The sequence below is a fragment of the Methylophilus sp. E2MeOHC9 genome (genome assembly GCF_058744375.1).
This window is the reverse complement of sequence record NZ_CP196024.1, coordinates 1,916,766-1,940,645: the sequence shown is the minus strand read 5'-3', so window position 1 is coordinate 1,940,645 and position 23,880 is coordinate 1,916,766. Positions and strand designations below refer to the sequence as shown.

Here is a 23,880-nt window from a genome sequence, read left to right as displayed (position 1 = left end):
GTTGATATTGATTACATTGCTAGAGAGTGATGCTTATTACGTTTAAATCGTATGCGTATTTTCAAAGTTTAATGATTTAAACAAGCCTGGCACCAAAAAGAAAAAACCCTGCGATGCAGGGTTTTTTTATTGAATACTTGCTACAACAATCGATTAGAAATGTTTGTAGTGTTTTTTCAATTGCTTAACGACTTCCCACTGGGATTTCAGGCCTTTTGGAAACTCAACATAGTCACCAGCTTTGATAGTCACTGTGTCGCCACCTTGTGGAGTCACTTTGAATTCGCCTTCTAATACATAGGCTTTTTCAGTCATAGTGAAATCCAAAGGGAATTTTGAAGGAGCGCAATCCCAGGTATTCCAGCTTTTTACGCCCAGGTCATTCAATTTTTCTTCAGATGGATTGTGGTCGATGATGATTTGAGTCATGACAATTCCTTAATAAATTAAAGTGATTATAAAAACTTTAAATAGAAATGCCGCAATCATGCGGCATCTTGGTAACTGGCGGAAGAGGTGAGATTCGAACTCACGGAGGGCGTGAACCCTCGACAGTTTTCAAGACTGTAGCATTAAACCGCTCTGCCACTCTTCCGGAAGGCAGGATTATAGCAAAATATCAGTCATCTGGAAGCGTTATTCCAGGAAAAAGTACATCATTAAAGCCAAATTTTGTCATATCGCGGATACGCATGGGGTAAAGGATGCCAAATAAGTGGTCACATTCATGCTGCACCACCCGTGCATGAAAGCCGTTGGCAGTGCGATCAATAACGTTGCCTTGCGGGTCAAAGCCACGATAATGCAGGGTTTGATAGCGTGGCACCACGCCGCGCATGCCGGGAACAGACAGGCACCCTTCCCAGCCATCTTCTTCTTCGTTATCTATCGGCGTCAATTCAGGATTGATCAATATGGTAAAAGGGACTTCTTCGGCATCCGGGTAACGCGGGTTCTTGCCAACGCCAAACATCACCACCTGCAAACTCACTCCTATTTGAGGCGCGGCGATACCGGCACCATTCATTTCAGTCATGGTGTCATGCATGTCCTGGATCAAGGCATGCAATTCAGGCGTATCAAACTGGGTGACTTTTTCTGCGACTTGATACAGTACAGGGTCGCCCATTCTCAGCACGGGTTTAATGGCCACAATCAGGCTCCATCAAAAACAATAAAATGGTTAAACGGTTGCGCATTGATGGTCAGATAAACATTGCGCAATAATACAACGCACTTTGTCCATGGTTTGCTGCAACAAAGGCATGACCTGTTCAAAATGGATGGCTTGTGCGCTGTCGCCACGGCCTGCCGCAAAATTGGCTACCGGGCAGATGGCGGCATAAGCCACGCCCAGCTCTCTTGCCAGCACGGCTTCTGGCATGCCTGTCATGCCAACGACGGTGGCACCATCCCGCTCATAGCGGTCGATTTCCGCGGCTGTCTCCAGTCTTGGCCCTTGCACGCAGGCATAAATGCCGCCCTCCACCAAATGACAACCGGCATCTGCTGATGCTTTCAGGCAACGCTCGCGCATGGTTTGCGAATAAGGCAGGGTGAAGTCAATGTGCCTCACTGGTAGCTCTACGCCGTCGTGATAGGTGTTATCGCGGCCATAGGTGTAATCCAGAATCTGGTGCGGCAATACGATATCGCCTGGGATCAGGCTATTGCTGATGCCGCCCACGGTTGCCACTGCCAGCAAATCGGTCACGCCCACCGAATGCAGTGCCCAGATATTGGCCCGGTAATTGACCGCATGCGGCGGTATGGTGTGGCCGCCGCCATGACGCGCGAGAAACACCACTTCTTTGCCATTGATTTCGCCGAAGACCAAAGGTTGCGAAGGCTTGCCGTACGGCGTGCGCACAATCAGGCGTTTTGATATATTCAGATTGGTGAGCTCTGTCAGCCCGGTGCCCCCAATAATGCCTAACATCCTATCCTCTCCAACATTCAGTTTTCTTTACCGCAGGTTAATGTGCAAGGCGTAAGCGTATCACGGATTTATGGCATACTTAAGCCATGCAAGCCATTTCCAAGCCCGTGACGACACCGGCCAGTGTGACCCTGGCACACACACATTATGAAAACTTTCCGGTCGCTTCCGTGCTGCTACCCGCCCATTTGCGTTACGCAGTGAGCGTGATTTACCAGTTTGCGCGCGAAGCGGATGATATTGCCGACGAAGGCGACGCCAGCGAAACCCAGCGTTTGCAGGCACTGCAAGTTTACGAAGATGAGTTGTTACTGATCCAGGCTTATATCCAGGCAGAGCGCCCGTTATTCAAAACACTGCAACAAGTGGTCAGCAGCCACAAGCTGGAAGTGCAATCGCTGCTGGATTTAATCAGCGCGTTTAAGCAGGATGTCGTCAAAACCCGCTATGCCGATTTTGCTGAACTGCTGGATTATTGCCGTCGCTCAGCCAACCCGGTCGGCAGGCTGATGTTGCAACTGTACGTTGCGGATACGCCGCAGCATAGGGATTGGTCCGACCAGATTTGCACAGCTTTACAGCTGATTAATTTTTACCAGGACATCGCCATAGACCTGCAAAAACATGGGCAAACCGGGCGTATTTACTTATGCCAGGACGAAATGCGAGCCGCTGGTATCACAGAACAGGATTTACGTGACCAGCGACTGGATAGCGCCTGGCAGGCATTCTTTTTGTACAATGTAGCCCGCGCCGAGCAATTACTGCTCGCGGGTAAGCCGCTAGGCCGCCAACTGACTGGCCGTATCGGCTTCGAACTGCGCATGATAGTCGCCGGTGGCGAACGAATCATTTATAAATTAAAGCGTTGCCGTGGCGATATCTACCATCACCGACCAACACTGAATGCTTTTGATTGGCCGATTATTTTGCTGAAAGCCCTGTTTAAACAATGACCCCGCAACAATACTGCCAGCAGAAAACCAAACAAAGCGGTTCCAGCTTTACCCTGAGTTTTTTGTTCTTGCCCAAACATAAGCGCGAAGCCATGACGGCACTGTATGCGTTTTGCCGTGAAGTGGATGATGTGGTCGATGAATGTACTGATTACCAGATCGCACAAACCAAATTGCAGTGGTGGAAACAGGAGATACATCGCTTGTTCCATGAAGTGCCGCAGCATCCGGTCACCAAAGCGCTAAAACCTGTGGTTGTAACGTTTGCTCTGCAGGAGGCGCACTTCGTCGAAATCATCGATGGCATGCAGATGGATACCCAATACAACCGCTATGCCGATTTTGAGCAACTGGCATTGTATTGTTACCGCGTCGCCAGTGTGGTCGGCCTGCTCTCGGCGCAGATTTTTGGCTATCGTGATCAATCCACGTTAGCTTATGCGCATGACTTGGGCATGGCTTTCCAGCTCACCAACATCATCCGCGATATTGGCGAAGATGCCAGGCGCGGCAGGATATACATCCCGATTGATGAACTGGAAAAAGCAGGCGTCACTGAACAGCAGATACTGCAAAGCCAGGCATCGGCACAGACACAAGCTTTGTTACTCAAACAAATTGAGCGTGCAGAAATGTTTTATGACAAAGCCATGAGCCAATTGCCGCAAACTGATATCAAAACGCAATTGCCCGGCCTGATGATGGCAGCCATTTATCGCGCTTTACTACAGGAAATCCGGCAAGACCCGAATCTGGTGCTTAGCCACAAAGTCATACTGCCGCCTTTCAGGAAACTGAAACTGGCCCTGGGCGTATGGTTCAAGCGCCGCTAGCTCACTGGCATGCATAAGCACACACCGCGCAATGTCGCCATCGTTGGTGCCGGGCTGGCCGGGCTATCGGCCGCACATACATTGTTGCGCGAGGGGCAGCAGGTAACGCTATTTGAAGCGGCACCACAAGCCGGTGGCCGTGCGCGTGGCGTGCCGCATGCAGAAGCCATGCTGGATAATGGCCAGCATATCTTTATCGGGGCTTATCGCGCCACGCTCGCATTATTACGTGAAGCGGGCCTGGATCCTGCGCAGATATTCACCCGATTGCCGTTGGCGTTGCATATGCATCACGGCGCAGATCGTATGTCTCTCGTCACCCCCACCTGCTTGCCTGCACCGCTACATTTATTGTGGGCATTGCTCACCGCGCGTGGACTGAGTTTCACCAGCAAGTGGCGGGCCATACGCTGGATGTTGCAGTTAAAACAATCCGCATACACATTAACGCAAGACACCACCGTGGCGAGCCTGTTAACACAAGGCCAGCAGACAGAAACGGTGATCAGGATGTTATGGGAGCCTTTGTGCCTGGCCGCATTAAACACACCGATCCAAAGCGCCAGCGCCCAGATTTTCTTAAATGTGCTGCGTGACAGTTTTCAGCAACAACGGTCTGACAGTGATTTTTTGATTTTAAAATCCGACTTATCCAGCAGCCTGATCACGCCTTTATTAGCATCCATCACTGCATCAGGTTGCAAAGTGTTTCTACGTACGTCTGTGCTCGCAGCCAGGCGTGAAGGCTCGCAATGCGTGCTCGAAACCGCCCAAGGCGTGCAAGACTTTGACGATATCATCCTCGCCGCAGGCCCGCATCAACTTAAAACGATTACCAGCGACATTCCCCTGCCGGCATTTGACTACCAGCCGATTACAACAGTGTATCTGCAATACCCGCCCACAACCAAGCTGCCATTGCCGATGATGGGCTTATGTCATGGATTTGCGCAATGGGTATTTGACCGTGGTGTATGCTGTGATCAGCCAGGATTACTGGCGGTTGTGATCAGTGCGCATGGCGTATTAAGTAGCGATAAAGACACTCTGGTACAACAATGTATAAAGGAGTTAAATCAGGCATTAGCGGGCTATGGCATGCACCTCGCACAGCCGGCCTGGACACAAATCATCACCGAGAAACGTGCGACTTTTAGTTGCACGCCTGATCTAGCGCGTCCCCAGACCATGACGACACAACCACACATCTACCTGGCAGGCGACTATATTGCAGGCCGTTACCCTGCCACCATTGAAGGTGCCATTATGAGCGGGATGGCAGCTGCCGAAACGTTACTCGCTAACGCCTGACCTTTTTTATATCACCCCAAGCGTTCAGGATTCCTTGCAGGCAACCACCACATGGTTCCTCGCGGGCATATAGATCCCATCCCCGCTGTCCGGGTAGGTTTCCCTGAAAGTCAGATGCTTATCTACTTCGTAACCATGTGAGCACAGCTCACTGGCTTTTACTTTACATTGCTCCACTGTCGTATTGAATTCACTACAGGTCAGTTTGTAACCAGCCTTGCCATTACTGGTTGTTTGCGGTGTTGGCTGCATGCTTGCGCAAGCGGTTAACAGCAAGGGAATTAATATGAGTGTTTTTTTCATTTTTAGGCTCCTGTTCCGTTTTTTTATTCACCGTCATATTCTTGTCATATGCGTGTGGTAATCCACACTGATTATGGCAAGCAAGTTTCATGAATAGTTGCATGAACTTTTTGTGAAAAAACAGAGCAAACATATCTTGCGTAGCCTTATAAATACAGGCGAGCAATGTGTATCAGCAATGCTACACATTGCTACAAAACCCTGCCCTATGTAACTGACCCTGTTGATCGAATTGCTTATACTGCAACTGCTGGATCAACACATAGCCATCACAAACAACCGGGCTAATAAAAAGCAGGATTTTTTGAATGAGAGGCAGTTGCCCGTGAATGCCCGCGGGCACAGTGAAAGACTTCAAGCATGAAGGCTAAGCAATACGCGACGCGCAGCAAATATCAGTACCGCTTCCCTGTGGCTGTTCACCCTCTTCTGAACAACCACCACTCAAGGCAACGATGCCACTCCCTGACATCGTTGCCATTTTTTTATCCACGCAACAAATCGATAGCTTGTTCCAGGCGGTCGATCGCATCAATATGCAAGCCAGGTACGCCACCCTTAGGCGCATTGGCTTTGGGAATAATGGCATGGGTGAAGCCCAGCTTGGCCGCTTCTTTTAAACGCTCTTGCCCGCGTTGTACTGGCCGCACTTCTCCCGCTAACCCGACTTCGCCAAACACAATCAATTTGTTGAGTAATGGCTTATTTTTAAAGGATGAAACAATAGACAGCAGCACTGCCAGATCCACAGCCGGCTCGCTGATCTTCACGCCACCGACTGCATTGATAAATACATCCTGATCAAAACAGGCGACACCGGCATGACGATGCAACACTGCCAGCAACATCGCCAGGCGGTTCTGCTCCAGCCCCACACACAGTCGCTTGGGGTTTGGAGCATGGGAGGTGTCAACTAATGCCTGTATTTCAACCAATAATGGACGCGTGCCCTCTTGAGTCACCGTGATGCATGACCCTGGAACAGGGGTGTCGTGATGAGACAAAAACAAGGCTGACGGATTACTGACTTCGCGCAAGCCTTTTTCAGTCATGGCAAACACGCCCAACTCATTGACAGCACCGAAGCGGTTTTTAAAGGCGCGGATCAACCGAAAACTCGAATTCTGGTCACCTTCAAAATAGAGCACGCTATCGACAATATGCTCCAGCACGCGCGGACCGGCCAGTGAACCTTCTTTGGTGACATGGCCGACCAGTATCATGCTGATACCCAATTGTTTGGCGATACGCGTCAATTGCGCGCTACATTCACGCACTTGCGCCACCGAACCGGGTGCTGACTGCAACGCTTCGGAATAGACGGTCTGGATAGAATCAATGATCACTAGGTCAGGCTGGTGCTGCTGTAATACCTGGCTGATTTTTTCCAGATTGATCTCAGCCAGCACATCCACTTGGCTGGCATCCAGCCCCAGCCGCTTTGCACGCATGGCGATCTGCTGCGCAGACTCTTCGCCGCTGATATAAAACGATTTCAGATTCTGCGACACCTTGCACACTGTTTGCAATAACAGCGTAGATTTACCAATCCCTGGGTCCCCGCCAATCAATACTACCCCACCTGCCACCAGGCCACCGCCCAGCACACGGTCAAACTCGGCAATACCGGTTTGCTGACGCGAGACATCCTGTGCCTCAACCTCGGCCAGTTTTTGCAACTGTGCCGTCGGTGCCAAACTGGCAAAGCGGCTCTGGCTAGCCACTTCTGGCACACTTTCCACCAGGGTATTCCAGGCGTGGCAGCTTGGGCACTGGCCTTGCCACTTGGGCTCTGAGGCACCGCACTCGGTACAGGTATATTGTGTTTTAGCTTTAGCCATGAAAACCTTAATGATGCTTATTGGGTAAGGCTATTATTTGTTAATCAATCACGTGCATAGGCACACGTGCAGTCACTGCACATAGCAATTCATAACCTATGGTGCCACTGGCTTGTGCGACTGCATCTACAGGCACCAGATTCCCCCATAGCTCTACACTAGCGCCGATATTTGCTGCTGGAATATCGGTAATATCTACCGCCAGCATATCCATAGAAACGCGGCCTAATGTTCGCGTGAGTACGCCATTGACAGCAACCGGCGTACCGGTGGGGGCATGCCGGGGATAACCATCCGCATAGCCGCAAGCGACAATGCCGACGCGGGTAGGTTGGTCTGCGGTGAATAAACTACCGTAGCCTACACTCTCCCCCGCTTCAATCTCCTGCACGCCAATCAAGCCAGATTGCAGTGTCATCACCGGGTTTAATCCAAGTGAGGCAGCGGATTTCTCCGCAATCGGGGTGGCGCCATAGAGCATGATGCCCGGGCGCACCCAATCGGCATGAGTCTGTGGTTGTTGGATGACAGCGGCCGAGTTTGCCAGCGAGCGCTTATATGGTTGCGCGGTCATCACTTGTTCCACTTTGAGCATGGCTTGCGTGACGCCATCGACCAGATCAGCATTCGCAAAATGAGTCATCAGCACCACTTCGCTGACATTCGCACTGGTGCTTAGTTGATCAAGCGCTGCCTGGTAATCGACGGGCTGAAAGCCCAGCCTGTGCATGCCGCTATCCAGTTTAAGGTATACCCGCAACGGCATATTTGGCTGACTTTCAAGTAACCATTGCAGCTGGGCGCGATGAGAGATCACCGTATCCAGCTTGTAATGATCAACCAGTGTCATTTCCTCAGCAGAAAAAATGCCTTCCAGCAACAGGATAGGATGCTGGTAACCCGCATCACGCAACGTCACTGCCTCGCTGATATTGAGCACACCAAACGCGTCTGTTTCTTTTAATCCACGCGCGGCATTCAGCAAACCATGGCCATAAGCATTGGCTTTGACCACAGCAAGTACTTTGGCCTGCGGCGCATAACGCCGGACTTGTGCCAGGTTATGTGCGAGCGCTTTTTCTGAAACATGAGCAACGATAGGACGCATATTCATTCGGCGCCCTAGTATTCGTCTTGCATATACGCCGCATTGGCATAATTCTCAAAGCGGGTATGCGCGCCCATAAAGGTCAGGCGTACGCGGCCAATCGGGCCGTTACGCTGTTTGGCGATAATGATCTCGGCAGACCCTTTTTCAGCACTGTCCGGGTTATAGTATTCATCGCGGTACACGAACATAATGATGTCGGCATCCTGCTCAATCGCGCCGGATTCCCGCAAGTCACTCATGACAGGGCGTTTGTCTGGGCGTTGATCCACACTGCGGTTAAGCTGTGAGATAGCAATCAGCGGCACATTGAGCTCTTTTGCCAATGCCTTGAGCGAGCGTGAAATCTCGGAAATTTCTGTCGCGCGGTTTTCACCTGACCGACCAGCAGGTGATGTCATCAACTGCAAGTAATCGATTACGATCAATCCCAATTCACCAGTCTGCCTGTGCAGACGCCGCGCACGTGCACGAACGTCAAAGCTGCTTAAACCAGCCCCTTCATCAATATAAATCGGCGCTTCGTTCAACTTGCCTAACGCAGTTGTAAGCTTCTCCCAGTCCTCATCTTCGAGGTTACCGTTACGCATTTTGTGTTGGTCAAGACGTCCGATCGAACCGATCATACGCGTCGTCAGCTGTGTTGCGCCCATCTCCATCGAGAAGATAGCCACGGCCTTATTGGTTTCCAGCGCCACATTCTCGGCAATGTTAATGGCAAAAGCCGTTTTACCCATGGAAGGACGACCGGCAATAATCACCAGGTCACCGCCCTGCAGGCCGGAAGTCATAGAATCCAGGTCACTAAAGCCGGTAGGCGTACCCGTCACATCAGAATGGTTTTCACGCGAATAGAGGTAATCAATGCGGTCTGCCACTTGCGGCAACAGCACTTGCATACCCAAAAAGCCCTGGCTCTTGCGGTTGCCGCCTTCCGCAATCTGGAAAATCTTGGCTTCGGCTTCATCCAGCAATTGCTGCGCATTACGCCCATTCGGCAGATAAGCACTTTCAGCAATATCAGTACCTACCGCAACCAGCTTGCGCATGACAAAGCGGTCATGCACGATTTCTGCATAGCGGCGGATATTAGCGGCAGTGGGTGTATTTTGTGCCAGTGCGCCAAGATAAGCCACGCCCCCAATCGTAGTAAGCTCCGCTGAACTCTCAAGAGATTCGGCCACGGTGACAATATCTGCCGGCTGATTACGCTCAATCAGTTTGGTGATATGTTCGTAAATCAGTTTGTGGTCGTGCTGGTAAAAGTCCTGGCCGGATAAAAGATCGGCAATTTTATCCAGCGCTTCATTGTCCAGCAACAGACCGCCGAGGACAGACTGTTCGGCTTCTATGGAGTGCGGAGGGAGTTTGAGAAATTCTAGTTGTTCGTCAGCCATCTGACGATTATACCGAAAAGCGAATCGGCATTTTCGAGTTTTAAAATTAACTGTGAATGTTAGGTGGATAAAAGTAAGCAGATTTTTCTTTGAGACTGGGGTTTAATATAAAGCGTGAACCAGTGATTAATTCAAAATCACATTTTTGACATTTGAAATATTTTATTTCGCCCCTAGGCGACCCTCTTTCTTATGCTTGTCCATAAGAAAGAAGGCAAAGAACAAGACACCCTAGCCTCCGCTTGTTCCCTGCGTTGCTCGTCAAAATAAGCGGTCACGAAACTCGCCCTAGCGGCTTGCACACAACGCAAGCCACCGCGGAACTCAGACAGTCGCTCCCTTCCTCCTTATTTTGCCTCCGCTACTCGGCGCGTCAGATAGGGGCCCGTTTAAAAACCACCACGATGAAATATGGGTTAAACGTATAGCATTGAGGGCGCGAAGAGACTTTCTAAAAGATCTAACGCAAATGACCAACAAACTATTTTGTTGGTCATTTTGTCCGTTTGCCTTGTGTTATTTCAGTGTGTCGGCGAGATGCAATGTGATGAATTTCAGTATAAGTCACCGCGTGGTGGTTTGCATGGGCCCCTATCTGACGCGCCGAGTAGCGCAGGCAGCGTGGGGGTTGTCGGCCAGCGCCTGTTTGAGCTCCGCGGTGGCTTGCGTAGTGTGCAAGCCGCTAGGGCGAGTTTCGTTGGACGCCCACGTTGATGAGCAACGCAGGAATCAAGCGGAAGCTAGGGTGCCCTTTCTTTTGGTGACTTATTCTTTGGGCAAGCAAAGAAAAGTCACTCGCCTAGGGGCGAAAAGGAAGGGTGTAATGAAACAGCGAAAGAGAAAGCTTAACCATCCAAAGAGATATCTATTAACTCTTTCCCAAAAGGCGAGAAAACTAGCCACTCACAGTCTAAACATCCATTAAGCTCTGTTGCGCCAAGCACAATAAAAAAAGGCTACCGAAGTAGCCTTTTTCAAGTTTTGCTAAAAGCTTAAATTAAGCTTCTGCAACCACTGTGACATTGATATCAACAACAACATCATGGTGCAGTGCAATGCTAACAGCAAACTCACCGATATTTTTCAACGGACCGTTAGGCAAACGTACATCTGATTTTTTCACTTCATGACCTTGTGCTTGCAAACCAGTTGCAATGTCCAGGTTAGTCACAGAACCAAACAAACGGCCGTCAACACCGGCTTTTTGCGCAATCGTTAACGCAAAGCCTGCCAGTTTTTCGCCACGTGTTTGCGCAACAACTAACAAATCAGCCTGTTGTTTCTCAAGATCAGCACGACGCGCAGCAAACTCAGCCTGGTTGGCTTCTGTTGCTCGTTTGGCTTTGCCTTGTGGGATCAGGAAGTTACGGCCGTAACCATCTTTCACACGAACCACATCACCCAGTCCACCCAGGTTTGCTACTTTTTCTAATAAAATTACTTGCATGTTATTCTCCTAAGCCGCCGATTAACCTGGGTGTTTGTCTGTGTAAGGCATCAGCGCCAGGAAACGTGCGCGTTTAACCGCAGTTGTCAGTTGGCGTTGGTATTTAGCCTTAGTACCAGTCATACGGGCTGGAATGATTTTGAAGTTTTCAGAAACGAAGTCTTTCAACAGATCTACGTCTTTGTAATCAACTTCTTTGATGCCTTCTGCACTGAAACGGCAGTAACGGCGGCGTTTGTACATATCTCTTGCCATTTATAACTCCTTCAATTCTGTATGCTGTATTAGCTGTATCTCTTGTATATGCATGACCACTTGTGTGCTTTTTGCACTGCGCTGGGCCAGGAAACCTTTGGCTTTGATGCGATCTCCGCTTTGCAATGGCAGACTGGCTTTTTCACCAATCAACACTGCGGGTAACTGACACTGCACTTTGCGATTCAGGCCAGCTTCTTGCTGTTCTGAATCATGTTGCAACTGCAAACGCAACAAGGGTAACCCGGCTGGTGTATAGCGTAACGGTTCAATCGTTTGTACCGTCGCGGCGATCACCAGCGTATTCACAACGATTAAGCGGCTGCCTCAGTAGTAGCTGCAGTAGCTGCTGGCGCATCACCAACGATGGTTTTGGATTTTTCCTCTTTCATCATTGGGCTAGGTGCAGTCACGGCTGTTTTAGTCGAAGTAGTCAGGTGACGTAATACAGCATCGTTAAATTTGAAGCCGTGTTCCAACTCTTCCAGCACTTCCTGGCTCACTTCAATGTTCATCAACACGTAGTGGGCTTTGTGTACTTTATTAATTGGGTAGGCAAGTTGACGACGGCCCCAGTCTTCCAGACGATGGATGTTGCCGCCATTACCTGTGATTTGAGCACGGTAGCGCTCGATCATCGCAGGCACTTGTTCACTCTGGTCTGGGTGAACAATAAACACGATTTCATAGTGTCGCATGTAATCTCCTTACGGTTATCAGCCACCCCGAATGCGAAATCAGGTGTGGCAAGGTTGGAAAAGCGTGCGATTATAGACTATAAGTCCAGTGTAAATCAAGGACTTATCTTGAATCCGGACGGCCTAATCACTATTCACTTTGTTTTCCAGGCTTTTGTCTTCTTTAGGCAGGTAATAAGGGTCGGCCACATAACCGGGGCCTTTCATAATAATAATGACCACCAGCCCTATCATCATGGCGCCGATAAAAAACCAGAATGTGAAAAGCAGGCCGAGAAACATTGAGGTACGCTCTATGTTCTGCGAAAGGAGATCTTCCTGTTGCCACCAGGTATAGGCAATCGGGCCTGCGAACACCAGCGTACCCAGCAACCACCATTTGGGCAGCCTTTTTAATAGCTGCCACTCTTTGTGACTGGAATAACGTACCCCATTAGGAAGCTTGTTTAACATACCTTTACCCTGCATGGCTTATCGACTATCAAGTTCAGACACGACAAAAAAACATTCATTCATTTTAACGCAAGTCTTGCCAGGCCGCTGCCAGACAGTATTTAAAGCCGCATTCTGCTTGATCCTTATCAAGTTTCTACGAAGCTCGTTGCACATGTTCTGAATCGACCCATATTAAAGAAGCCAGCGACTGCTGCCGTAAACAAAGTTAAACCATAAATGTGCATGGGTGAAGCCTGCCCTGCGCATCATAACTTTGAGGTATCTCCATGCTGGCACAAAAAAAACAAACACATTGGGAGGGAGTTCTGCATGCCATCCAGAACTCATACGCCATTCAACGCCATGTTGATTTTTTCAACTGGTTAAAACAAGACATTCATCCGCTGATGCGCCATGACGCGCTATTGGCGACATGGGGCAATTTCAGCACGGGTGAGCTGCATTTTGATGTGTCTTCTTCGCTGCCTGAAGTCACCACCCAGTGTTTGCTGCAGGATTCAGCCATTGTGAATTACCTGATGTGCAACCTGCACAAGCGCTGGCTGGAAAATGACGAAAAATGGTATGTCATCAACCGTTTTGACGCCAGCGGCATTCATGCGCAATCGCCCAATGCCTTCACCCAGCAATTAATGAAAATGCATTCATTGCTGGTATATGGTGTGCGCGACACGCGCGGCAAGAATGATTGTATCTATGTGTTTTTTGATCGCACACGCGAGTTTCATGTGCCGGACCAGTTTCTGGGCATGATTATGCCGCATGTGGATGCGGCCATCCGCCGTGTCGGCCACCTGAAACCGATTGTGAAAGACGAAGAGTTACTTGATAGCATGGCGCAAGGTGGATTATCTGATCGCGAGCAGGAAATCCTGCATTGGGTGCGCGGTGGTAAAACCAACCTTGAGATAGGCATGATCCTGGATATCAGCGCGAATACGGTTAAAAATCACCTGAAACGTATTTTCCAGAAACTAGATGTATCGTGCCGAGCGCAGGCTGTAGCCAAAACCGGTACGGTGACGCCGTACCCTAAGCCAAACTAGCCTGCGTATTATTTAATCGCGACCGGTAAAGCGCTGGATATCCCGCATTTGCCGCTTGGTCGGGCGCCCTAACCCGCGATCCCGCTCTGCAAAGTGGTCGGCGCCGCTCTCCTGCGCTTGTTGCCGTACGCGCAGGCTTTCTTCCGTTTCCCGGTACAGTAATGCGGCTTCTGGCGCACCACGGCGCACATTGCTAAGCGCCAGCACTTCGACTTCTATCTGCATATCTTTGTTTTTAATGCTGACGCGCATGCCTGGCTTCATTTCCCTGGCATTTTTGGCGCGGTCACCGTCTACGCGCACCTTGCCGCCATCCACAGCATCCGCTGCCAGACTGCGTGTTTTAAAAAACCGCGCTGCCCATAACCATTTATCCAGACGGCAACTGCCGTCTTCGTCTTTTTCGGCAGGCGATTGTTTATCCGGTTTTTTATTGTGCGTTCTGGCCATGGCGTTAGATTAAAGCTTGCTACTATCTGCCGGCGGTTGAACATAGGCCATATGCGCCTGGTTACGCTCCAGCGTCTTCCTGAAGCTGGCCAGCACGGTTTGTGCGCGTGCCATCAGCGTATTGCCGCTGTAGGTGCCATCAGCTTCCTGCTCGCCGGCTTCGCTACCGGTGAGATGCGCAATGCCTTCCAGCACATGGTCTATGGTAATAATTTTGAACATGCCATTATTCACCGCCGTGACCACGCTTTCATCCAGCACCAGATGGCGCTGGTTGCGTTTAGGGATGATTACGCCTTGCTCGCCATTCAGGCCCAGAGCCTGACAGACGCGGAAATAACCTTCAATTTTTTCGTTCACGCCACCAATCGGCATGACTTCGCCAAACTGGTTGAGTGCACCAGTCACGGCGATACCCTGCTTGATAGGCAAGCCGGTCAGTGCCGACAACAAGGCAAACAACTCGGCACAAGAGGCTGAGTCGCCCTCCACACCGTTGTATTCCTGTTCAAACACCAGTGATGCACTCAGGCTTAACGGTGCCAGTGCCCAGAAGCTGGCGCTGAGCCAGTTTTGCAGAATATAGATGCCTTTATCATGGCTGGGGCCGCTCATCTCGACTTCGCGATCGATATTGATCACGCCACTGCGGCCAGGGTAACAACGCGCCGTGATACGGATAGGCGAGCCAAAACTGGCATCGCCGAGCTCGATATGCGTCAAACCATTGACCTGGCCAACGACATCGCCATGCACCTGGATCAATAACTCATTATCGATAATCGAATCACGGATTTGCGTCTCAAAAAACTGCTGGCGTAACAGGCGTGCTGAGAGCGCTTGTTTCACATGCGCATCGGTAACCAGTCGTGCATCTGCTGCCGCTGCGACACTCTCATGCATCAGTTGATCCAGATGCGCGAAGCGGATACTGATGCGGCCCTGGTCTTCTTCCAGCCTGTGCATAAAATGCAGCAGCTCATTCACGGCCGCGCCACTGAAATGCGGCAGGCTGTGCTGCTGGCATTTTTGCGCGATATAACCCGCTACCCATGCATAGTTTTCCAGCGAGGCGACGACGCGCTCTTCAAACTCGACCTTGACCGGGAAAAAATCAAAGAAATCCGGCTGCGCTTCCAGGCAGTCATAATAATCTTCACGTGTGGCGATCATGATCACCTTCACATGCACAGGCAAGGCGCCATGGCGATTACCGCCCGCGCCTTGCTGGGCATGGTTGGCCCAGTCTTCGATCTGCACTTCGCGATTGCGCATCAAGCGGTACAGCTTTTCCAGCAGCGCACCGCCATTGTTTTCATCCTGCATGAGGTCACGCAGATGCAGTAACAGCATGCCGCCATCGGCTTTATGCACACTACCGGCGCGCAGGCGCAGAAACTCAGGCCATTGCGCGGCTTCGCCGGCTGCGTTTTCCAGCATGCCGAATAACGCGGCAAAGCCGGGGTCTTTTTCTTCAACAATAGGCTGCTTCACGCCCGCCGTTAAATTGGCACGCTGATCCACCAGCAAATTCACGCGGAAACGCGATAAAAACCCTTCATTGACCAGGCCATCGTTGCTGCCTTCAGGTTCGCTACCCAGCTGTTGCCAGGCTTGCAGATAGGCCAGGACTTCTGGCTTGATCACATTAAACAAAGGCGACAACTTGGCACTGCTCAGTTGCGTGCGCAGGCTGTCCACCCGCTCTTCCAGCCAGACTTCCGCCTGCGAAAGATTGACCTGGCCATTGCTGTCCAGCCACTGTGACATTTCCACCATGAGCGTTTTGATAAACGCATCCATGACAGTCCGCAATTGCGAACCCAGCCCCGCCGGAAGCTTGATGTAATTGGCACAGGACTGCTGACTGAAATCATAGAGCGCAACCAGGTCAGTCAGCGAGCTATCGATACCCGTCACTGCCGAGGCTTTCATGGCTGCCATGCTCAGGCTGGCACGTCCGGAACCAGGCGTGCCCAGCACCAGCACATTGCAACCACCCTCTTGTATGGACAAGCCCATCATCAAGGTCTTTTGCGCTTCGGGCTGTAATTTCCAGCCATAGTCTGTGAGGCTTAAATCAGAAGCATCCAGCAACTCTTGCGTAGATTCAAATGACATAGGCGACAGTTTGTGTGAAACCGTCATTTCATCAGGATTTAATACTTGCATCATTTCGGTGACTTTCTACTATTCTTTTGCCACTGTTGTCTGGCATGTTCATCCGAGGCGCGGGCTTCGACCCAGCGCTCGCCAAAATCGCCAATTTCTTTTTTCCAGAACGGGGCTTCTGTTTTTAAATAATCCATGATAAAAGCGCAGGCTTCGAATGCTGCTTGCCGGTGCAGGCTGGTAGTGGCAACCAGCACAATCTGCGCTTGCGCGGCAAGCGCGCCCACACGATGAATGACACGTACGCCCAGCAAGGGCCAACGCTGGCAGGCTTGTTCGGCAATCTGCTGCAAAGCCGTTTCTGTCATCCCTGGATAGTGTTCAATGACCATCTCATCCAGCTTGCCATCTGCAGACATATCCCGCACCAGCCCGACAAAATTGACCAATGCGCCTGCTTGCGGCGTTGCTGCCCTCAGCTGCTGCAGCACAAGACCGGTGTCAAAGTCTTCCGGCTGTACAGAGATGTTGAGATAGGCAGGCGCGCTCAAGCTTAGCCTCCGGTGACCGGCGGGAAGAACGCCACTTCGTCGCCATCATCCATGGTGGCCATATCATCCACCAGCTCATGGTTGATGGCAGCACGTACCACACCACTGCCACTAAACAGTTTCTGCCAGGTAGCACCACGCTTGGATAACCATGACTTTAAAGCAATGATGGTCTCTACGCCTTCAGGCAATACGACATCTTCCGAGGAATAATTAACGACTTCCTTGATGCGCGCAAAATACAAAATGGTAATCTTCATAACGGCTTGCTCTTCTCGATCTCTTCTAACTCTTCCAGCAGCTCCATCGCGTCCAGCCCTTCTTCCTGCGCCAGTTCTACTTTCTCAATCTGGGCAAAACGTCTGGTGATTTTCTGGCTGCTGATATGCACATCCTGGGCATTTTCATGCGCCTGGCGAATATTATCCGCCAGTTTTTTCATACGGGTATCAAAGCGGCTGAAATCCTTGCTCAACTTACCCAGCTCATCTTTAATGATATGTACCTGCTTGCGCATTTCCACGTCTTTCAGCACTGCGCGGGCGGTGTTGAGCACAGCCATCAACGTGGTTGGTGACACCAGCCACACGCGCTTTTGCATGGCATAGTCGACCACTTCACTATGATAAGCATGAATTTCGGCAAATACCGCTTCGGCAGGGATGAACATGACGGCGCCATCCGAGGTTTCATTGGCGATGATGTATTTGTTACTGATATCGTCGATATGTTTCCTGATATCAGCCTTAAACTGTTTGCCTGCTTGCGCCTGCAATACTTCGCCCAGGCTGCTTTCATACATACGGTGATAATTTTCGAGCGGGAATTTGCTGTCTACGGCCACCGTCCCCGTTGGGTCAGGCAGGAACAAAGCGCAATCCACACGCGCGCCATTACTGAAAGTGTGTTGCATGGCAAAACTGTTACTTGGCAGTACGTTGCGCACCAGCCCTTCCAGTTGCACTTCACCAAATGCGCCACGGCTGCGTTTATCGCCCAATAACTCCTGCAAGCTCACCATATTGACGCTCAGGCCATCGATTTTCTTTTGTGCTTCATCAATGGTGGCCAGGCGCGCCATGACGCTAACAAAAGTCTCGTTGGTCTTCTTGAATCCGGCTTCCAGGCGCTCTGAGACCTTGCCGCTCATTTCTTCCAGGCGCGAATCCACAATCTTGGTCAGGGCTTCAACGCTTTGCGTCAATGTCTGCGTAGTCGTTTGCAACGCGGTCTTGAGCAGGTTTTGCTGAGACATGCCCTGTTCAGACAAACCATTGCGCAAACTCAGGCTGAGCTGCTCTGTGCTTTGGGTTAAATGGTCGCGCTGGGCCACCTGCAATTCCTGCATCGCTACCCGCAATGTCTGCATGGAGTCGCGTGTTGCGGTCAGCTCCTGTGACAACTGCGCGCGCAAGCGGTCTTGCTGGTCGGCATTCAGGCTTTGCAACCTGTCCGCCAGCAGATTCAGCGATTGATGCATCTCGCTCATCATCAAACGGTGCTTTTCTTCCAGTTGCTGCGAAAGCAGTTGAGTCAATGCTTGTTGGGAGGCTTGCTGCGATGTCTGTTGTTGTGTGCGTGAATACCAGATCAATATGCCGATAATCAGCAGCAATAACAGTAATTGAATAATTTGAAGTGCCATGCCGGCATTATAGCCGATGACAGTAGCCGCCACATGGACTCAGGAAAATTACAACGAAATGTGAGTGAGTCTCCCAGGACGAGAGACTCACTGTAGATCAGCGACAAAGTTGAATATTGATGCGCTCTGAATCAGGCGCTATCTAATGATTATGCGCCTGCAAGCCAGGCGAAGCTTAATGGCTATGCGCCTGCAAACCAGGTGCGCCGTGGGCACGGGCCAGCCACTGCATTTCTGAAGGGTTATGTTCCATATCGCCCAAATCGGCATAATCCACGTGCTGGAGATTAGTCAGCGTGGTCAGGCTGGCTTTAGGCGGCACAGCTGCATCAGTGGCAGCAAGCGTTCCGGTTTGCAAAGCCTGCATCTGGATAGTGACCGTATGCTCAGGATAGTGGTACTGCACTGAATATGGCAATTTCAGCGCCGGCATCCACAATACTTCTGTGCGAATACCGTTACCCAGTTCACCAACGTATTTCTCTACATCCTGGCCATATTGCTTCTGATTATCCGTCGGCACTTTTTTCAGCTTTGCCAGCTCTTCATCGGCGATCAGCTGTGATTTCACCTGCCAGATATTGGTGTCGGTTTTAATCGCCAGCATTTTCAGGTCCACATCCGAGTAATCAATGGCGCGGCCATCTTCATGCATCAGATAACTATAGTTATATTGCCCCGCAGGCTTCTTCATCCACAGGCTGCTGTTGTGTGCTGGCTGGCCATTTTGGTAAAGGTGGCGGATCTCAACCTGGTCGTCTTCACGCATTAACCACCACTGCAAGCGTTTGGCCGAAGCATCTGTGCAAGGCGTTGCACACTGTGTCGTTTCAAAACGTGCATTGACGATTTCTTCGGCCAGACTGGCCTTGGCGGCTACCATAAGCATCGCAGCCAACCCTACCGTTTGAATAGTTTTCTTCATATTTCTTTCCATCAAGTGGTACAGGGCGACAGATTGCCGCCCTGCATTACAGCTAATAGTAACTAGACCTGTACTTTCAATTAATAACCGAAAGCATCTTTCATCACTTGGTAGATATAGCTTTGCTCTTGCACGCCATGGACCAGGTAAGATTTAGGGCCAATCGCGTAAATCGCTACTTCTTCACCGGCATGGGTTTCAGAGCTCAATGGTACCAATGCTTCCTGGTGGAAATCAGGATCTTCGGTATCCACACCTGACATATCAACCACGCGGCCGGCAGCAATGGCTTCATTGTAAACAGCTTCGCCTGGAGAGTTAGTATGATAGCCAGGGCCGTTAGCAAAACTCACTGTCGTGTAAGGTTTGCCATCAGCAGCCAGAGTTGGCGCTGTTTTACCTGGCTCAACCACTTTACCCAGGATAGGGTTGCCACGCTTAGGATAACCACCGATAGTCAATGTGTGGCTATGGTCAGCCGTCACGATGATCAGCGTTTCGTTCAGGTTCACTTTGCTGGCAGCTTCGCGTACTGCATCAGACAATGCCACTGCATCTTTAAAAGTACGGTACGCGTTACCTGCATGTGAAGCGTGATCGATACGGCCACCTTCAACCATCAGGAAATAACCATTCTGGTTTTTCTTCAGGATATCAATCGCTTTACCGGTCATTTCAGCCAATGAAGGCTCGCCTGCAATGTCGTTAGCACGGTCCTGTTCAAACTCCATATGAGATGGATTGAACAGGCCGATGACTTTGTTGGTGGTCACTGGATTCAATGCGTTGAATCCGTTCTGGTCCTGGATGTACACACCACCAAATTTGCTGACATACTCTTGCGGCAGATTGCGGCCATCGGTACGACGACCTTTAGTACCTTCGATATCGGTCACTGTGTTTGGCAGGAAATAGCTACGACCGCCACCAAATACCACGTCAATACCATCACCGATTTTGCCGGTGCCAAAGTTGTCGATCAACTGTGCAGCAATGTCTTTCACGCCATTGGCGGCAGCGGCAGCGGACAGGTTTGCGTTACCTTCCCAGTCACGGTTGGAAGTATGCGAGTAAGTCGCAGCAGGTGTAGCGTGTGTGATACGTGCAGTCGATACCACGCCTGTAGATTTTCCGGCTGTTTCAGCTTGTTCAAGCAACGTGGTCACTTTATTCGCATTGATGACCGCTGGATTCGCTTCATTTCTTGGCACAGACTGGTTCAGCGAAATAATGCCATCATTGGTTTTGACACCAGAGATAATCGCAGTCATGGTCGGTGCAGAGTCAGAAGTCTGCTGGTTAGTAGAGTAGGTTTTTGATAAGGCCACGTAAGGGAATTCTTCAAATGACAGCTTGTTACGCTCGCCATCGATGCCTTTTAACTGGCCTTCAAAAATACGTGCGCCGGTCACGGTGGAGATACCCATGCCATCACCGACAAACAGGATGATGTTTTTGGCTTTTTTGGCATTTGGTGCCAGCTTTTTGCTGTCATTCAGGCTGGCAGCGCCATCATTCAGCCAGAACTGAGCATCTTCAGCCTGTGCAATATTAGAAAGTGCGAATTGTGAGCCCAGCAGCATGGCGACGACAGCTGTGCGTTTCAAGTTTAAAAAGTCCATGATGTTTTCCTTTAATTATGTAGATTTTATCGTAGTTTTTAATTTAGGCATTGTTACGGCGGCGCATCACACCTGCCATCAGGCCCAGGCCTGCCAGCAACATGGCCGCTGAATCAGCTTCCGGCACCGCAGAAATCGCATTGATGCTGACGTTATCTACGCCCAGTTGCAATGAACCCTGGTTAGCTACGGTAGCAAAGCGCAACACGTAGTTACCACCAGCCGCCAGGCTGGAAGTGAGGTCAAACTGGTAGTTGATGTAGTTGTTAGCACTCAGCACGCCATTCGCGCCGCCCAGGTACAGGCTTTGCAATACGTCAGCGCTGCTGGTTGAAAATGGGTCACTACCGGCTTTCAGCACATCCACACGCACATGCTGGTTCGGGTTATCAGTCGCATCCACGCTGTAATCCAGGCCTGCCGCATCCACATGGCTGCTGGCGTTCTGGTTATTCACAAACATCTGGAAACTTAAAGTCGCTGAAGAAACCGCGCCGGTGCTGAAACTCTGGAATAAAGCATTACCGGATAAACCATAGTTATCCAGCAAGCCATAGTAGCTACCCTGATACGCGCCCACAGTGGTGTTGCCAGTCACTTCAGTCGTGGTGCCTGACTGTGCCAGCACACTGCCGAAAACACCTTGTTCGGCCACTTGCCAGCCGGTGATATCGTAATTATCCGCACCGTGCGTTTCAAACCCACCGTTTTGAATCAATTCGGCCGCTTGTGTTGCAGGTGACAGTGCCGCCATTACCAGCATGCCAGTCATCGCCCAAGAGTTAAGCTTCATATGTATGTTCTCCCTGATTGTATGTGATTAACTTTTACGCCAGCATTTGCACCAGCGCATTTACCTGAGTATTGTTAAAAACATCTGTGGCAGAAAGGTTGCACTCACGTGAAGGTTGTGTGACTGGTAAGACTATAGGCTGGTTGGCAGACGGGTGTGGGCAGCGCTTTATACTATGCCAGAAAAGAAAAAACCCCGTAGAGACGGGGTTATAAATGACTTTAAACTTGAAAACACGACACAATCACACAAAGGCATCCATCATGCTGATGATCATGAGTACCATCAATCCAAAAAATACAATTTTCAGATTTACACTCATAAACGGCCCTGCGCATTTGTGATGTTGCTAGAATAGGACTATTACACTTGGCGCTCAATGGCCCGTTTGGGTCAATGCAGGCGTGGCAAAACAATACCAACCCCAATAATGACAACCCCCACCCTGGCCTAAGCGGCCACCACAAGGGAGCGATATGCTAAAACTAAAACTCATGCTGGGTTTCTGGCTGGCCAGCCTGACCCGCAGGCTGAAAAATAACTTTTACCTCTACCTGGCACTCTTGTTCAGCGTGGTGATCCTGCTGGATGCAGGCGTGTTTCATGTCGGCCAGAACATGCGCGACAAGGCGTTCGACCTGATGGTAAAAAACCGCATTTTCAAACCGGCTGCCGACCCTGCGATCGTCATTATCGATATCAATGAAGCCAGCCTGGACGCCATGTCCAAGGAATATGGCCGCTGGCCGTGGCCGCGCCAGGTGATAGGCGAACTGGTGGAGAATATCCAGCGCCAGCAACCGAGAGCGATTATTTTCGACGTGGTGTTCTCGGATGCCGATGTTTACAACCCCGATAGCGACAGTTATTTCAATGATGTCATTACCGCCTGTGAAAACTGCTTTTTCCCGTTGTTAAGGCTAGACGCCAGCCAGGATAGCAAAAGCCAGCTCACTTATGCTCAGATCCCGGGCTTGGCGCACGAGCCTGACGCAGACCTGCAGGCCACTTTTGCCGCTATCCCGCCCTATTTCAAAGGGGCCTGGAAAGACCAGCGCATGGGTACGCATAATGTTTACCCAGACAATGATGGCGTCGTCCGCCAATACCGCATGCGTCACCACGACAGAGGCTGGACCTTGCCTGCCCTGCCCTTGCTGGTGGCGGATGCCCTGAAGTTTGAAACCGGCAGCACCCCGGATGACATGCTGCTGAACTGGCGTGGAAAGCCGTTTACCTATCAGTATGTTTCTTTCAGCGAAGTGTATACCGATAGCGCCAGCTCGCAGCCCAAGCGTCCGCAGGATGAATTCAAGGACAAGATCGTCATCATAGGCTCCACCGCGCCGGCACTGTTTGATATCAAACCCACCGCCATGGATAAGCAATTCCCCGGGGTGGAGATTCTGGCAACAGCGCTGGATAACACCCTGCACCAGGATTACCTGAAGGTCTGGCGCGGGAAACTGCCTTATATCCTGCTGAGCCTGTTACTGGTGTGGCTGACTACACTGGCGTTTTACTTCAAGGTTGACCGCGACCGTTTCAACGGCATCTTTACCGGTAGCCAGATTGGCCTGCTGGTGTTGTCTTACCTGGCGATCAATTTCATCCATACCTATCTCGATCTCGCCGCGCCCATCATTTGGGCGGTGGCTTATTTTGGTATCGCCAAGATTTATGCACTGGCCACCGACCGCGCCTTGCAGCGCTGGCTGGCATTCGGGCTGACTTCTAATAGTGAAGAACTGGAAGTGTTGCTGATGCCTATCGTGATCGAAAGCCCGGAAACCCTGGGCGATGCAGTCATGAAACTGGTACGCAAAGAAATTGAATTCGCCTGCCGTGCACCCAACCAGAGCGATATCCTGCTGGGGACGCAAAGCGGTATCTGGGGCTTGTTTGGTGACATGGTGATTGTCAGCTGGCAATACAAGCCGGAAACCGCTTATCGCGAAGCAGCCAACCAGGATGCGCAACAGCTGGCAGCACAATTACCTTCATTACTGAGCAAGCTCGGTCTACCAAATCACCCGACCATTCGTTATGGCATGCACCAGGGCAATATCGTCAACCGTGCCGACCAGCTGGCGGCGCAATGGCGACTCCTGTTTGCACAAGCCATGATCCAGCTTGAGCAGGCGCATTTATCAACCACGGAGAAAGTTGAGACACCTAGATGATAAAAAGAA

Annotated in this window: 25 protein-coding genes and 1 tRNA gene; 5 read left to right on the top strand and 21 right to left on the bottom strand. The window is 50.7% G+C overall.

The features are described from left to right. Positions 1-153 precede the first annotated feature (153 nt). The 4 genes from ACSSVF_RS09445 to ACSSVF_RS09430 all read right to left on the bottom strand — a co-directional run bounded on the left by ACSSVF_RS09445 (position 154) and on the right by ACSSVF_RS09430 (position 1,939). On the bottom strand, positions 154-429 hold the full coding sequence (locus tag ACSSVF_RS09445; protein ID WP_442586752.1) for a cupin domain-containing protein: 276 nt from the start codon (positions 427-429) through the stop codon (positions 154-156). A gap of 76 nt (positions 430-505) precedes the next feature. Continuing rightward, positions 506-595: transfer RNA gene (locus ACSSVF_RS09440), tRNA-Ser, on the bottom strand. 24 nt (positions 596-619) lie between these two features. Next, positions 620-1,153 (bottom strand): peptide deformylase, encoded by a 534-nt coding sequence (gene def, locus ACSSVF_RS09435; RefSeq protein WP_492403083.1) that lies wholly within the window; start codon positions 1,151-1,153, stop codon positions 620-622. 30 nt (positions 1,154-1,183) lie between these two features. Further along, positions 1,184-1,939: an S-methyl-5'-thioinosine phosphorylase gene (locus ACSSVF_RS09430; RefSeq protein WP_492403082.1), complete on the bottom strand. Its 756-nt coding sequence runs from the start codon at positions 1,937-1,939 to the stop codon at positions 1,184-1,186. An 86-nt stretch (positions 1,940-2,025) separates the two neighbouring features. Here ACSSVF_RS09430 and hpnC point away from each other — a divergent pair, with 86 nt between their 5' ends. Genes hpnC through hpnE form a run of 3 tightly spaced genes read left to right on the top strand, consistent with a single transcriptional unit; the run spans position 2,026 to position 5,039 of the window. After that, positions 2,026-2,895, top strand: coding sequence for a squalene synthase HpnC (gene hpnC / locus ACSSVF_RS09425; RefSeq protein WP_492403080.1), 870 nt, complete (start codon positions 2,026-2,028; stop codon positions 2,893-2,895). Next, a complete protein-coding gene (gene hpnD / locus ACSSVF_RS09420) occupies positions 2,892-3,728 on the top strand; it encodes a presqualene diphosphate synthase HpnD (RefSeq protein ID WP_492403079.1) in 837 nt (278 codons plus the stop codon). The genes hpnC and hpnD overlap by 4 nt, the downstream gene beginning before the upstream one ends. A 9-nt stretch (positions 3,729-3,737) precedes the next feature. Continuing rightward, positions 3,738-5,039 (top strand): hydroxysqualene dehydroxylase HpnE, encoded by a 1,302-nt coding sequence (gene hpnE / locus ACSSVF_RS09415; RefSeq protein WP_492403078.1) that lies wholly within the window; start codon positions 3,738-3,740, stop codon positions 5,037-5,039. A gap of 24 nt (positions 5,040-5,063) precedes the next feature. On the opposite strand, the gene ACSSVF_RS09410 is transcribed toward hpnE, so the two are convergent. The 9 genes from ACSSVF_RS09410 to ACSSVF_RS09370 all read right to left on the bottom strand — a co-directional run bounded on the left by ACSSVF_RS09410 (position 5,064) and on the right by ACSSVF_RS09370 (position 12,541). Continuing rightward, entirely contained in the window at positions 5,064-5,342 is a 279-nt protein-coding gene (locus ACSSVF_RS09410; protein WP_492403076.1) for a hypothetical protein, read from the bottom strand. Between the two features lie 485 nt (positions 5,343-5,827). After that, a complete protein-coding gene (gene radA / locus ACSSVF_RS09405; protein WP_492403075.1) occupies positions 5,828-7,183 on the bottom strand; it encodes a DNA repair protein RadA in 1,356 nt (451 codons plus the stop codon). 40 nt (positions 7,184-7,223) lie between these two features. Further along, positions 7,224-8,291, bottom strand: coding sequence for an alanine racemase (gene alr, locus ACSSVF_RS09400; protein WP_492403074.1), 1,068 nt, complete (start codon positions 8,289-8,291; stop codon positions 7,224-7,226). Positions 8,292-8,305: 14 nt separating this feature from the next. Further along, positions 8,306-9,688: a replicative DNA helicase gene (dnaB, locus tag ACSSVF_RS09395; protein WP_492403073.1), complete on the bottom strand. Its 1,383-nt coding sequence runs from the start codon at positions 9,686-9,688 to the stop codon at positions 8,306-8,308. Between the two features lie 997 nt (positions 9,689-10,685). After that, complete coding sequence (rplI, locus tag ACSSVF_RS09390) at positions 10,686-11,135, bottom strand: 50S ribosomal protein L9 (RefSeq protein WP_492403071.1); 450 nt, start codon at positions 11,133-11,135, stop codon at positions 10,686-10,688. Between the two features lie 21 nt (positions 11,136-11,156). Next, entirely contained in the window at positions 11,157-11,390 is a 234-nt protein-coding gene (rpsR, locus tag ACSSVF_RS09385; RefSeq protein WP_024929836.1) for a 30S ribosomal protein S18, read from the bottom strand. Then, positions 11,391-11,699 carry a primosomal replication protein N gene (gene priB / locus ACSSVF_RS09380; RefSeq protein ID WP_444701058.1) on the bottom strand — a complete coding sequence of 103 codons (309 nt, stop codon included), beginning with the start codon at positions 11,697-11,699 and terminating at the stop codon, positions 11,391-11,393. A gap of 5 nt (positions 11,700-11,704) precedes the next feature. After that, positions 11,705-12,088: a 30S ribosomal protein S6 gene (gene rpsF / locus ACSSVF_RS09375; protein WP_379030734.1), complete on the bottom strand. Its 384-nt coding sequence runs from the start codon at positions 12,086-12,088 to the stop codon at positions 11,705-11,707. A 123-nt stretch (positions 12,089-12,211) separates the two neighbouring features. Beyond that, complete coding sequence (locus tag ACSSVF_RS09370) at positions 12,212-12,541, bottom strand: hypothetical protein (RefSeq protein WP_492403068.1); 330 nt, start codon at positions 12,539-12,541, stop codon at positions 12,212-12,214. 269 nt (positions 12,542-12,810) lie between these two features. Here ACSSVF_RS09370 and epsA point away from each other — a divergent pair, with 269 nt between their 5' ends. Next, the gene (gene epsA, locus ACSSVF_RS09365; RefSeq protein ID WP_492403067.1) at positions 12,811-13,590 is read left to right on the top strand and encodes an XrtB/PEP-CTERM-associated transcriptional regulator EpsA; all 780 of its coding nucleotides are present in this window, start codon (positions 12,811-12,813) and stop codon (positions 13,588-13,590) included. Positions 13,591-13,602: 12 nt separating this feature from the next. On the opposite strand, the gene ACSSVF_RS09360 is transcribed toward epsA, so the two are convergent. From ACSSVF_RS09360 to ACSSVF_RS09325, 8 genes are all read right to left on the bottom strand, one after another. Then, a complete protein-coding gene (locus ACSSVF_RS09360; protein ID WP_492403065.1) occupies positions 13,603-14,040 on the bottom strand; it encodes an RNA-binding S4 domain-containing protein in 438 nt (145 codons plus the stop codon). Positions 14,041-14,049: 9 nt separating this feature from the next. Beyond that, on the bottom strand, positions 14,050-16,215 hold the full coding sequence (locus ACSSVF_RS09355; protein ID WP_492403064.1) for a Lon protease family protein: 2,166 nt from the start codon (positions 16,213-16,215) through the stop codon (positions 14,050-14,052). Then, positions 16,212-16,703 carry a molybdenum cofactor biosynthesis protein MoaE gene (locus ACSSVF_RS09350; RefSeq protein ID WP_492403063.1) on the bottom strand — a complete coding sequence of 164 codons (492 nt, stop codon included), beginning with the start codon at positions 16,701-16,703 and terminating at the stop codon, positions 16,212-16,214. The genes ACSSVF_RS09355 and ACSSVF_RS09350 overlap by 4 nt, the downstream gene beginning before the upstream one ends. A gap of 2 nt (positions 16,704-16,705) precedes the next feature. After that, on the bottom strand, positions 16,706-16,963 hold the full coding sequence (moaD, locus tag ACSSVF_RS09345; protein ID WP_492403062.1) for a molybdopterin converting factor subunit 1: 258 nt from the start codon (positions 16,961-16,963) through the stop codon (positions 16,706-16,708). After that, complete coding sequence (locus ACSSVF_RS09340; protein WP_492403061.1) at positions 16,960-18,348, bottom strand: DNA recombination protein RmuC; 1,389 nt, start codon at positions 18,346-18,348, stop codon at positions 16,960-16,962. Before ACSSVF_RS09340 ends, moaD begins: the two co-directional genes overlap by 4 nt. Before the next feature lie 175 nt (positions 18,349-18,523). Continuing rightward, positions 18,524-19,273, bottom strand: a complete 750-nt coding sequence (locus tag ACSSVF_RS09335; protein WP_492403059.1) for a hypothetical protein — start codon at positions 19,271-19,273, stop codon at positions 18,524-18,526. Positions 19,274-19,353: 80 nt separating this feature from the next. Then, positions 19,354-20,895, bottom strand: coding sequence for an alkaline phosphatase (locus tag ACSSVF_RS09330; protein ID WP_492403058.1), 1,542 nt, complete (start codon positions 20,893-20,895; stop codon positions 19,354-19,356). Between the two features lie 43 nt (positions 20,896-20,938). Next, the gene (locus ACSSVF_RS09325; protein WP_492403056.1) at positions 20,939-21,688 is read right to left on the bottom strand and encodes a PEP-CTERM sorting domain-containing protein; all 750 of its coding nucleotides are present in this window, start codon (positions 21,686-21,688) and stop codon (positions 20,939-20,941) included. A gap of 476 nt (positions 21,689-22,164) precedes the next feature. On the opposite strand from ACSSVF_RS09325, the gene ACSSVF_RS09320 reads away from it, so the two are divergent. Continuing rightward, entirely contained in the window at positions 22,165-23,871 is a 1,707-nt protein-coding gene (locus ACSSVF_RS09320; protein ID WP_492403055.1) for a CHASE2 domain-containing protein, read from the top strand. The last annotated feature ends 9 nt before the right edge of the window (positions 23,872-23,880 follow it).

What these genes read in the sequence shown, in the direction of transcription:
- ACSSVF_RS09445 (WP_442586752.1), bottom strand. Translation starts at nt 429, where the DNA reads ATGACTCAAATCATCATCGACCACAATCCATCTGAAGAAAAATTGAAT.
- ACSSVF_RS09430 (WP_492403082.1), bottom strand. Translation starts at nt 1,939, where the DNA reads ATGTTAGGCATTATTGGGGGCACCGGGCTGACAGAGCTCACCAATCTG.
- hpnC (WP_492403080.1), top strand. Translation starts at nt 2,026, where the DNA reads ATGCAAGCCATTTCCAAGCCCGTGACGACACCGGCCAGTGTGACCCTG.
- hpnD (WP_492403079.1), top strand. Translation starts at nt 2,892, where the DNA reads ATGACCCCGCAACAATACTGCCAGCAGAAAACCAAACAAAGCGGTTCC.
- hpnE (WP_492403078.1), top strand. Translation starts at nt 3,738, where the DNA reads ATGCATAAGCACACACCGCGCAATGTCGCCATCGTTGGTGCCGGGCTG.
- ACSSVF_RS09410 (WP_492403076.1), bottom strand. Translation starts at nt 5,342, where the DNA reads ATGAAAAAAACACTCATATTAATTCCCTTGCTGTTAACCGCTTGCGCA.
- radA (WP_492403075.1), bottom strand. Translation starts at nt 7,183, where the DNA reads ATGGCTAAAGCTAAAACACAATATACCTGTACCGAGTGCGGTGCCTCA.
- alr (WP_492403074.1), bottom strand. Translation starts at nt 8,291, where the DNA reads ATGCGTCCTATCGTTGCTCATGTTTCAGAAAAAGCGCTCGCACATAAC.
- dnaB (WP_492403073.1), bottom strand. Translation starts at nt 9,688, where the DNA reads ATGGCTGACGAACAACTAGAATTTCTCAAACTCCCTCCGCACTCCATA.
- rplI (WP_492403071.1), bottom strand. Translation starts at nt 11,135, where the DNA reads ATGCAAGTAATTTTATTAGAAAAAGTAGCAAACCTGGGTGGACTGGGT.
- rpsR (WP_024929836.1), bottom strand. Translation starts at nt 11,390, where the DNA reads ATGGCAAGAGATATGTACAAACGCCGCCGTTACTGCCGTTTCAGTGCA.
- rpsF (WP_379030734.1), bottom strand. Translation starts at nt 12,088, where the DNA reads ATGCGACACTATGAAATCGTGTTTATTGTTCACCCAGACCAGAGTGAA.
- ACSSVF_RS09370 (WP_492403068.1), bottom strand. Translation starts at nt 12,541, where the DNA reads ATGTTAAACAAGCTTCCTAATGGGGTACGTTATTCCAGTCACAAAGAG.
- epsA (WP_492403067.1), top strand. Translation starts at nt 12,811, where the DNA reads ATGCTGGCACAAAAAAAACAAACACATTGGGAGGGAGTTCTGCATGCC.
- ACSSVF_RS09360 (WP_492403065.1), bottom strand. Translation starts at nt 14,040, where the DNA reads ATGGCCAGAACGCACAATAAAAAACCGGATAAACAATCGCCTGCCGAA.
- ACSSVF_RS09355 (WP_492403064.1), bottom strand. Translation starts at nt 16,215, where the DNA reads ATGATGCAAGTATTAAATCCTGATGAAATGACGGTTTCACACAAACTG.
- moaD (WP_492403062.1), bottom strand. Translation starts at nt 16,963, where the DNA reads ATGAAGATTACCATTTTGTATTTTGCGCGCATCAAGGAAGTCGTTAAT.
- ACSSVF_RS09340 (WP_492403061.1), bottom strand. Translation starts at nt 18,348, where the DNA reads ATGGCACTTCAAATTATTCAATTACTGTTATTGCTGCTGATTATCGGC.
- ACSSVF_RS09335 (WP_492403059.1), bottom strand. Translation starts at nt 19,273, where the DNA reads ATGAAGAAAACTATTCAAACGGTAGGGTTGGCTGCGATGCTTATGGTA.
- ACSSVF_RS09330 (WP_492403058.1), bottom strand. Translation starts at nt 20,895, where the DNA reads ATGGACTTTTTAAACTTGAAACGCACAGCTGTCGTCGCCATGCTGCTG.
- ACSSVF_RS09325 (WP_492403056.1), bottom strand. Translation starts at nt 21,688, where the DNA reads ATGAAGCTTAACTCTTGGGCGATGACTGGCATGCTGGTAATGGCGGCA.
- ACSSVF_RS09320 (WP_492403055.1), top strand. Translation starts at nt 22,165, where the DNA reads ATGCTAAAACTAAAACTCATGCTGGGTTTCTGGCTGGCCAGCCTGACC.